Here is an 8,522-nt window from a genome sequence, read left to right on the forward strand (position 1 = left end):
GCTTGACCGGGTAAGACCCCTCGTAGACGACGAGGTCGATCGGTCCGAGGTGGAAGCGCGGTAACGCGTGAAGCTGACGGATCCGAATCGGTCGAGGCTTTGCCCCCCACGATCCGGTTTTGAGGGAATCGGGTTTTGCCGACCGTCGGTGCCGGCGGGCGTGCAAGGCGAATAAGTGCTCAAGTTCCAGGGAAGGCGGGAAACCGCCTTTGTTTTGTTTCCGAAGTTTTGTTTCCGAACGCCGTGGTGCAAGATGAAGCGCGTGGGGGGAATTCGGTGTCGACGCCCTCGATCCCGGAGCGGTCCGGCGCCTTCGGTCCGATGTCGGACGATTCGCTCGTTCGGGAGGCACTACAAAAGGGCCTTCTGGAGCCGGACGATCTTCGATACGTCGCGGAAATGACGCCGGAGCGCTTCCGTCGTCTTTACACGGTTGCCGCGCGGCGGACCCGGCATGTGACCGTCGTCCTCGAAGCGGTCGACGACGGACACAATCAGGCGGCGGTCCTCCGCTCGGCCGATGCGTTCGGCGTTCAGGACGTTCATGTCCTCGTCGGCAAAGCGCCCTTTCGCCCCTCCGAGGGCGTCGCCCGCGGATCAGAGCGTTGGCTGACGATCCACCGGCATCCTTCGCCGGAAGCGGCGTTTTCGGCCCTTCGAGCCGCGGGGTATGTGATCGCCGCAAGCGCCCTCGATCCGACGGCGGTTCCCCTCGAGGCGCTTGATTTTGCCCGGCCGACGGCGTTCGTCTTCGGCAACGAAAAGGACGGGCTTTCGGAGGCCGCCCGGGCGCTCGCCGACGTCCGGTTCATCGTCCCGATGGTCGGGTTTGTCGAGAGCCTGAACGTCTCCGTCGCGGCCGCCATCACGCTTTACACGGCGACGCAAAAAGCGCGCGCGCTCGTCGGAGAGCGATTTTTTCTCGGCCGTGACGAGCGGCGCGCCCTGCTCGGCCGCTGGCTTCGGCAGGCGAACGACCGGACGCGACGGCTGGCGGCGCTCGAAAAGGAAAGCGCCGAGGCGGGCGGCGACGGGGGGAAGGCCGGATGACGCTTCCGGGAAGAGCAATATGTATTTTTTTCCGTTGATGGGAACATCGCTTTGCGATATACTATTCAACGTCGCGGCTGAGGAACCCCAATGGTTTCGGCGATCCGATCAGCGCGTTCCCGTTCCGCAGTAGCTCAACGGTAGAGCATCCGGCTGTTAACCGGAGGGTTGCAGGTTCGAATCCTGCCTGCGGAGCCATCCGGCCCGTTGGTGAAGTGGACGAACACACCGCCCTTTCAAGGCGGCATTCAGGGGTTCGAATCCCCTACGGGTCACCATCGCGGCGGACGATTAGCTCAGCTGGGAGAGCGCCTGCCTTACAAGCAGGAGGTCGGCGGTTCGATCCCGTCATCGTCCACCATGCCGTGGAGGGGTAGCGAAGCGGTCAAACGCGGCAGACTGTAAATCTGCTCCCTCATGGGTTCGGCGGTTCGAATCCGTCCCCCTCCACCAGCGATCTTGGTTCGCCGAACGGCGTTCTCACATCGCGGCGAATGCACGTTGGGGTGTAGCCAAGCGGTAAGGCAGCGGACTTTGGATCCGCGATCGTTGGTTCGAATCCAGCCACCCCAGCCAGCCGGTGAGCCATTAGCTCAGAGGTAGAGCACCTGACTTTTAATCAGGGTGTCGCAGGTTCGAATCCTGCATGGCTCACCAGTCCATACTGCGAAGATCAGGGCCTCCGGGGATTACTCTCCGGAGGTCTTTTTTTTACCGGCCGTTTTACCGGCCTTTCTGCCGCCATTTTGACGTCATAGAGATGAGTGTTTAACGTTGCATCTGCCAGACTGTCCTGCAGGCTTGGGAGCCGTGCGAGTGCGTGTCGAGCGCGATCTGGATGCTCGCGTGTCCCAGCCGTCCCTAAACGACCTTCGGGTGCCACCTCTTCGACAGGAGATACGTCGCGTGCGTGTGCCGGAGGTCGTGAAAGCGAATCTCCGGCACGCCGGCCCTCCGGATGCCGGCCTTAAAATCGCGATACACGTTCCGTCTCATGGCCGAAGCGCCTCCAGCGTAATGGCGTCGAGGAGGACGTAGCAAAGCGGTTTCCCGGTTTAGTCCCCTGCTTCTCGACGGGAATTATGACCGACAGGGTGAGAAACTCTGACTGTGCATTTCGTAGCGCTTCGTCGCTTTCTGGTTTCACATCCGGCCGAGGCGGGGGAGGAGAGCTTCCTGATCCGCCGGAAACGCAATCGGTAAGAACGAGGTCAATGATGATTTTGGCGGAGGCTAATGATGCTCTTGAAGGATGACAAGGACATAGGCATCGATTTCGCCAACATTGTCCAAAGCCAGTTGATCGTCGCCGGAAGCACGTAACAGCTCCCCCACCGAAAGTTCGATTATTTCCCCGGATAGGGTCACCTGCAATTTACCCTGCAGCATGAGAAGCATTACCTCGGATCCGGGATGGGAGTGCTCCGGTATGCGCTGGGCCGGTTTGAGGCCGATGAGGACGTCGGTTCTCGGGTCATCCCGGCGCCAGATCCGGCGGAACGGTCGATCGGCAGGGATCGAAAATGCCTCGGACAGCAACATTTTTTGCGGCATTGCGCTCCTCCTTCTCATCCTAAAGGTTTTACCGGCTTACTTTTGAAGGATTTTCGCACCGCCTGATCCGGGGACACACCGACCGTACCGCATCGTGTGCGATTTTGCCGAGAGATTCGTCACACGCCGGATCGGAAAAGCCGGAATGCCGGGCCGAAAGAGCGGGCGTTGCGTTATCGTGATCTTTTCCCCGATTCCGCGGTCCGATTCGATCGTGAGGAGCCGTCCGCCCGAGCGACTGTCACCCAACATTGTGATATCTTTCACGGATCACCTGCCGGAATTGTGATAGACTCGATCCACACCGGGACAAAGGAACAACGGGGACAAGGAGACGTTGGGGACAAGCGATTTCATCGCGATTGCCGCCCGTTCGGGACGGAGGACCGGAGAAAGGAGCGAAGCGTGGTGAAGCATCCATGACGGTAAAGTTCCTCATGCTTTACCTCCATTTGGTGGCGGCCATGTTCTGGATCGGAGAGATGCTGACGCTGATGCTGATCCTGACACCCGTGGTGTATCGGCAGGGGGATACGGCAAAACGAGCCCAGCTCTACCATGAAGTGGGGATGCAATCGCGTCCCTGGATGTTGGGGGCTCTGGCCCTGTTGGTGGCGACGGGTGTGGGAAACCTTTATTTTCTTAACGTCCCATGGAAGACGCTTTTTGATCTGGGGTTTTACCGGACGCCTTTAGGACGAACTCTCGGCTGGAAACTGCTTGGGGTGCTGGGGATTCTCTTGTTGACGGTACTGCACGATGTGGCGATGGCCCGGTTGCGGGCCAGGGGAGGGACGGTGACTCGGGGCTCTTACCGGGCGTTGGGGCGCTGGGTGGGGCGACTCAACCTTCTTCTGGGACTGATCGTCAGCTGGCTTGGGCTTCGCCTGATGTTCGGCGGATGAGGCGTACGGCGATTGAGTGCGGGTCGGACGTGATCATCCAACCGCCCTCTGTCGAGAATCGCCCGATGCTGGGGATGTCGGGCGATTTTTTCGATATAATGAGGCCAAAACAACTCCCATGGGGATCACGATGCCTCCGACGATCTCCGGCGTCGCCCGGGCGACCGGCGTCGTCCTCGTCCCCGAATCGGGGGCGGTCGAAAGCTGCCGCGAGCGTCTTACGGCGTTTGCCGAGCGGCTCCTTTCGCGAGGAATCGATGCCGCGTCCGTCGTGGCGCTTCCGGCGCCGGTTCCGAAAGCCTGGACGACGGTCGTCCACCAAACCGCGGAAGTGGCGCCCACGGCGGTATTTGCCTGCAACGACCGGCTGGACCTCGACGTCCTTCGGTCCGTGCGGACGCCCGGGCTTTCCGTCTCGGAGGCGGTCGGCATCGTCGGCTTCGACGATACACCGCTCGCCGCCCTGGCCGCCCCGCCGTTTTCGAGCGTCGCCCAGTCGCTTCGGGACATGGGGCGCCTCGCCGTGTCCGTCCTCCTTTTTGGGAGCGGACAGGTTTCCGGGAGCGGACAAGGGGGGCCGACGCTTCAGTTCGGCGAGGAGTGGCGGTTTCCGCCGGAGCTCGTCGTGCGGGCCTCCAGCGCCCGCACCCGCGGCTCCCTGAGAAGAACGTCAGGGGCGGGAGGCGGCCACAGGCGAGGGGAGGCGATCGCGAACGAAGGGCGGCGACCGCGAACGAAGGGAGGCGGCCATGAAAGAAAACGACGACGTCGAACAGGCGGGCGGCGCTCCCCGCAACAACGGCCGAACGGAGGCGGCCCGTATTTCGGAGGACGAAGGCGCTTCGGAGGACGGTCGCGCCGAACGGCCGGAAGAAGGGGACGATCTTCCGCCCCCGCGTCGCGGCGCAAGGCGACTCGTCGTGGGGCTGGTGATCGTCGGGCTTCTTGCCAACGGACTGGGGCTTTTTCCCCTCCTCTTCGGACGGACCGCCGAACGGAAGGCCGAAGAGCGCCTCGTCGGGGATGAGGCGGTCGCGGCGATCCGGCCGGCGATCGTCGCGGTCGTCACGCCGGACGGCCACGGGACGGGCTTCAACATCGCCCCGGAAGGGGCGATCGTCACGAACCGCCACGTCGTCGGCGACGCCGGCCGAGCCTGGGCCGTGTTTCCCGACGGCCGGCGGCTTTTTGTCTCCCTCGTCTGGTCGGATCCGTCCAAGGACGTGGCCCTCCTTCGGCCGTCGAGGAGCGGCGCGCAAGACGAAACGGAACGGATGGGCGAGGCGGAGCGGAGCTATCCGGTCCTTCCGCTCGCCGACCGCATGCCGCGCCCCGGCGAGGCGATCGTCGTCGTCGGCCATCCGCTGTTTGAGACGGACGTCGCCGTCCGGGGGACCGTGCTCGGCCCCGTCCGCCTGAAGGACGGGCGGGAGGCGATCGCCCTCGACGCGCCGATCTTCCCCGGCAACAGCGGTTCGCCGGTTCTTGCCGCCGACGGGACGGTTCTCGCCGTCGTCTTCGGGACGGCGACGCTGGAAGGAGAAAAGGCGCGCCGGGCGATCGGCCTGGCCGTGCCGGTCGCGGGCCTCTCGCTCCCCGGCGGTCGCCCTTAGGGGACGCGCCCCGAGGATTGGCGTCGCCCCGCATGCGGCCCGGATGTGCCTAACGCCGCTCCATGAGCGCCAGCGCGGCGGTATAGGCGCTCCATCCGAGGACGCCGATCCCCGCCCCCATTTCGGCCCAAAAAGCCTGCCCGGTGAGAACGGACAGGGCGAACAGGCCCGCGGCCGCCGGGAAGGCGGCCATCCCGAACATCGCCGGCCGTGCCGGCATCATCTGCCGGGGCTTCGGCACCTGATCCGGGGTTTTCCAGATTTCCGGCCGGACGGCCGGGTCATAGCGGACCGACCAGCGCAGAAACGGAAGAATCCGAGCCAGATACGCGGCGATCGTCGTGGCGACGAAAGCCATCAGGTGAAATAAGAGGGCGGCGAGAAAAAGAGGCGCTTCCTTCGTTCCGGACCGGACCGCCCAATCGGCCGCCAGCCAGCCGGCGGTCGCCGGGAGGCCGAGCAGAAAGCCGGCGACGATCCAAGGGATCGGCCAGTCGAGTTCCCGGCGCCTTCGGTTCCGGAGCGCCTGCAAGGCTCTGAAGGCGATAAGGCCGTAGGCGGTGAGGAACAGCACGCTGCCGACGACAAACGGGGCCGGCCGATCTCCGCCGATGACCAGCGCCAAAACGCCTGCGAACAGCCACGGCTCCGGCCGCGGCTTTCGGGCGAAGGGAGAGCTCCGGGACGAAACGAAGACGGAAAGCAACCGGGGCGAAAGAAGGCCGATCAAAGCCGTCATCGTTCCCAGAAGCCCGGCGGTGAGGTGGTGCGCGAAAAGGGCTTTTTCGTTCGGAACGATCCCCCACGCAAGGCGCAGGCCGTCGATTAAGGTCACGCCGAGCCAGAGGACGGGCCAGAGCGTGTACAGGGCGTCCCGTTTTCGTCGGGCGGTCCTGATGCTCCGGACGAGGTTGAGAAGCAAAATCGCGTAGGCCAGGGCGAGGAGCGCGCCGAAGCAGGCGACCGAACGACCGCCGGCGTGGGCAAATTGAAAAACGAGTCCGGCGGCCCCGAAGAGCGAAAAGCCGAGCTCCAGGCGGGCCAGTCCGACGTGGAACAGGGCTCCCTGAAAAAGAATGGGCGTCATCAAGAGAATGGCCCCCTGGATGACGTGAAGGGCAAAGCCGACGGTCAGAAGATGGACGGCGGCGAGCATAAGCGGAGAAAAGCGGTTGCCGGCGGCAAGGGCCTCGGAAGACATGCCGAGCAAGATCCAGGCGGCGCCAAAAAACCCCCATCCGGTCAGCATAAAGCGGCGCGTGAGGCGGAAGCGGAAAAGAAGCGCGCGGCCGGATCTTCGGGCAGCCCCCAAGGAATCTAAGTTCTGCATCGCGATCCCTTCCCTCGTCGCGAAAATACCCGGGAAAAGCACGGGCTCTTACGCCGGTTTCGTCGGGAGTGACTTCGATTGGAAAGCGGCCGGCATCGCCATACGGCGCTCAAGCAATTCTTCCTCTTCAAGGATGTGCCGGAGGAACGGTTGGCGGAAATCGGCGAGCGCATGCGCGAACGGACGTTTGCAAAGCGCTCGATCATCTTTACGGAAGGGGAGGAGCAGAAGGACGTTTACTTCATCGTCGACGGCTGGGTGAAGGTCTACAAGATGGACGGCCAGGGCAATGAACGAATCATTTCCATTTTGCAGAAGGGAGACATGTTTCCCCATATCGGGCTGCTCCAGCAAAGGCGCTATCCCGGGACGGCGGAAGCCCTGGAGGAGACGCTCGTCCTGTGGATGACCCGGGAGGCGTTGCGGACGTTGATCACGACCCATCAGGAGATCCAGCTTGCGCTTTGGGACATGCTGGAGAAAAAGATCAGCGACCTGCAGGCTCAGCTTTCCGCCGCCTTATCCGGGGAAGTGCGGCAAAGGCTCATGACCGTTCTGGTCCACCTTTCTCTGACCGACAACCAAGAAACGGGGGCCGCGATACGCCTGCCCTTGACCCATCAGGACCTTGCCTCCATGATCGGGACGACCCGGGAAACGGTCAATCGCGTCCTGAACGACCTGAAAAAAGAGCAACTGATCGACTACCGGCGCGGCGAAATCCGGCTGCTCAATGTAGCGGCGCTGAAACAAAAAATGGGGCAGGAAGTGTAAAGACCAGTGGCGCCGTGCGGTTATGACAAACCGAGTTTGCGCCGGGCTTCCCGGGACATCCTCTCCGGCGACCACGGCGGGTTCCAGACCAGCTCCACCGTGACTTCCCGGATGCCGGGCTGAAGCTTGAGCAGGCGCTCTACTCCGCCGGCGATCGAATTGTGCAGCGGACACCCCGGAGTGGTCAGCGTCATCCGAATTCTCGCCCGACCGTCATCGATGCGAATCTCATCGACGAGGCCGAGGTCGACAATATTCACGCCCAGTTCCGGATCGTAGACGGTTTTGAGCAGCTCGCGGATCTCGTCCGGCGTAACGGTTGGGGTTTGGAGCGGGCGAGGGGATGGACGGTTTCTCGCCTCGGTCATGAATCGGATCCCTCCTCCAGCTGGAAGACTTTTACCGCTGAAGCACCCGGCCGAGCAGGAACACGTACGCCAAAAGGGCGGCCGACAAAAGCCCCTGGGAGACGGCAACCGACGCTGATAAAAACGCGCTCATCCCGGCTGACCGATGGGCCAGTCCGGTGTGGAGCGCATACAGAAAGAGGGCTGCCAGCAGCTGAAAATACGATTGATCTTCATCACTTTCTCGGATAAAATATACCCATGAAACTCAGCCAATGGGCCAAAAATCGCGGCATCCCCTACAAGACGGCGTGGTGCTGGGTCAAAGAGGGCAAGAAGAAAGAGAGGTTGACGATGACCTGGTGCGCGATGTGACCGAGGTCCTCACGTCCCTGGCCGCCCGCTTGTACGGCAAGCGTTCCCCGAGACGTCGGGCAAAAAAGGCGCCGGAGGCGCTTCAGCGGGAAGATCCATAGAGCCTACCGGTGCGAACTCGATCCCAACGTCGACCAGCGCATCCTCCTCGCCAAGCACGCCGGGGCCGCCCGCTTCGCCTACAACTGGGGCCTCGCGCGATGGATCGAGATCTACGAAAAAGAAGGCCGCACGACAAACGCCATCGAACTCCACCGGGAACTGAACCGCCTGAAGAAGACGGACTTCCCGTGGATGTACGAAGTGTCCAAATGGGCGCCGCAGGAAGCGCTTCGGGATCTGGAAAAGGCGTTCCAAAACTTCTTTCGCGGGCGGAAGATCGGCCGGAAGATCGGCTATCCGAAGTTCCGGCGGAAACACGACCGGCGGGACAGTTTCCGGCTGGACAACAGTTCCGGCACGATTCGCCTGCTTCTGGACGGGAGTGACAGGCGTTATCCCGGAAAGGCGCGCCACATCGTGCTCCCTCGCATCGGCGCCGTGCGCCTGAAAGAGAAGCCCGTCCGCCGGAAGA

9 protein-coding genes, 6 tRNA genes, 1 rRNA gene and 2 pseudogenes are annotated in these 8,522 nt (G+C 62.9%); 14 read left to right on the forward strand and 4 right to left on the reverse strand.

From position 1 onward, the window contains the following. The 8 genes from SA87_RS13765 to SA87_RS08360 all read left to right on the forward strand — a co-directional run. Positions 1–107 (forward strand): 23S ribosomal RNA (locus SA87_RS13765); the annotation flags it as partial. A gap of 169 nt (positions 108–276) precedes the next feature. Further along, positions 277–1,050: a TrmH family RNA methyltransferase gene (locus SA87_RS08330; protein WP_156423488.1), complete on the forward strand. Its 774-nt coding sequence runs from the start codon at positions 277–279 to the stop codon at positions 1,048–1,050. A gap of 123 nt (positions 1,051–1,173) precedes the next feature. Then, positions 1,174–1,248, forward strand: a tRNA-Asn gene (locus tag SA87_RS08335). Between the two features lie 3 nt (positions 1,249–1,251). After that, positions 1,252–1,328, forward strand: a tRNA-Glu gene (locus SA87_RS08340). A 7-nt stretch (positions 1,329–1,335) separates the two neighbouring features. Then, positions 1,336–1,411 (forward strand) — tRNA-Val (locus SA87_RS08345). A gap of 6 nt (positions 1,412–1,417) precedes the next feature. Next, positions 1,418–1,503 (forward strand) — tRNA-Tyr (locus SA87_RS08350). Positions 1,504–1,552: 49 nt separating this feature from the next. Then, a tRNA-Gln gene (locus SA87_RS08355) sits at positions 1,553–1,626 on the forward strand. A 6-nt stretch (positions 1,627–1,632) separates the two neighbouring features. Then, positions 1,633–1,707: transfer RNA gene (locus tag SA87_RS08360), tRNA-Lys, on the forward strand. 204 nt (positions 1,708–1,911) lie between these two features. On the opposite strand, the gene SA87_RS12715 is transcribed toward SA87_RS08360, so the two are convergent. Further along, positions 1,912–2,046, reverse strand: a complete 135-nt coding sequence (locus SA87_RS12715) for a tyrosine-type recombinase/integrase (protein ID WP_082718168.1) — start codon at positions 2,044–2,046, stop codon at positions 1,912–1,914. 237 nt (positions 2,047–2,283) lie between these two features. Further along, positions 2,284–2,604 carry a cupin domain-containing protein gene (locus SA87_RS08365; protein ID WP_066441313.1) on the reverse strand — a complete coding sequence of 107 codons (321 nt, stop codon included), beginning with the start codon at positions 2,602–2,604 and terminating at the stop codon, positions 2,284–2,286. 464 nt (positions 2,605–3,068) lie between these two features. On the opposite strand from SA87_RS08365, the gene SA87_RS08375 reads away from it, so the two are divergent. The 3 genes and pseudogenes from SA87_RS08375 to SA87_RS08380 all read left to right on the forward strand — a co-directional run bounded on the left by SA87_RS08375 (position 3,069) and on the right by SA87_RS08380 (position 5,122). Then, positions 3,069–3,509 (forward strand): hypothetical protein, encoded by a 441-nt coding sequence (locus SA87_RS08375; RefSeq protein ID WP_211264207.1) that lies wholly within the window; start codon positions 3,069–3,071, stop codon positions 3,507–3,509. 130 nt (positions 3,510–3,639) lie between these two features. Next, positions 3,640–4,134, forward strand: a pseudogene (locus tag SA87_RS14415) (substrate-binding domain-containing protein); the annotation flags it as partial. A 124-nt stretch (positions 4,135–4,258) separates the two neighbouring features. Further along, a complete protein-coding gene (locus SA87_RS08380; protein WP_066201969.1) occupies positions 4,259–5,122 on the forward strand; it encodes a S1 family peptidase in 864 nt (287 codons plus the stop codon). A gap of 49 nt (positions 5,123–5,171) precedes the next feature. Here the strand turns inward: SA87_RS08380 and SA87_RS08385 are convergent, their stop codons facing one another. Next, on the reverse strand, positions 5,172–6,371 hold the full coding sequence (locus SA87_RS08385; protein ID WP_169816940.1) for a hypothetical protein: 1,200 nt from the start codon (positions 6,369–6,371) through the stop codon (positions 5,172–5,174). Positions 6,372–6,530: 159 nt separating this feature from the next. On the opposite strand from SA87_RS08385, the gene SA87_RS08390 reads away from it, so the two are divergent. Beyond that, on the forward strand, positions 6,531–7,226 hold the full coding sequence (locus SA87_RS08390) for a Crp/Fnr family transcriptional regulator (protein ID WP_066201973.1): 696 nt from the start codon (positions 6,531–6,533) through the stop codon (positions 7,224–7,226). A gap of 20 nt (positions 7,227–7,246) precedes the next feature. Here SA87_RS08390 and SA87_RS08395 read toward each other — a convergent pair whose 3' ends face one another. After that, on the reverse strand, positions 7,247–7,594 hold the full coding sequence (locus SA87_RS08395) for a metal-sulfur cluster assembly factor (RefSeq protein ID WP_082718163.1): 348 nt from the start codon (positions 7,592–7,594) through the stop codon (positions 7,247–7,249). A gap of 326 nt (positions 7,595–7,920) precedes the next feature. On the opposite strand from SA87_RS08395, the pseudogene SA87_RS12725 reads away from it, so the two are divergent. Next, positions 7,921–8,049 (forward strand): annotated as a pseudogene (locus tag SA87_RS12725) (IS607 family transposase); the annotation flags it as partial. Further along, the coding region (locus SA87_RS12730) for an RNA-guided endonuclease InsQ/TnpB family protein (protein WP_156516519.1) at positions 8,042–8,522 on the forward strand (481 nt) is incomplete at its 3' end. The pseudogene SA87_RS12725 and the gene SA87_RS12730, both read left to right, overlap by 8 nt.

This window comes from Hydrogenibacillus schlegelii (genome assembly GCF_001653195.1).
Lineage (GTDB): Bacteria > Bacillota > Bacilli > Thermicanales > DSM-22653 > Hydrogenibacillus > Hydrogenibacillus schlegelii.

Bases quoted from the DNA above. Each gene is read 5' to 3' on its own strand.
- SA87_RS08395 (WP_082718163.1), bottom strand. From the start codon at position 7,594: ATGACCGAGGCGAGAAACCGTCCATCCCCTCGCCCGCTCCAAACCCCA.
- SA87_RS08380 (WP_066201969.1), top strand. From the start codon at position 4,259: ATGAAAGAAAACGACGACGTCGAACAGGCGGGCGGCGCTCCCCGCAAC.
- SA87_RS08385 (WP_169816940.1), bottom strand. From the start codon at position 6,371: ATGCTGACCGGATGGGGGTTTTTTGGCGCCGCCTGGATCTTGCTCGGC.
- SA87_RS08365 (WP_066441313.1), bottom strand. From the start codon at position 2,604: ATGCCGCAAAAAATGTTGCTGTCCGAGGCATTTTCGATCCCTGCCGAT.
- SA87_RS12715 (WP_082718168.1), bottom strand. From the start codon at position 2,046: ATGAGACGGAACGTGTATCGCGATTTTAAGGCCGGCATCCGGAGGGCC.
- SA87_RS08375 (WP_211264207.1), top strand. From the start codon at position 3,069: ATGTTCTGGATCGGAGAGATGCTGACGCTGATGCTGATCCTGACACCC.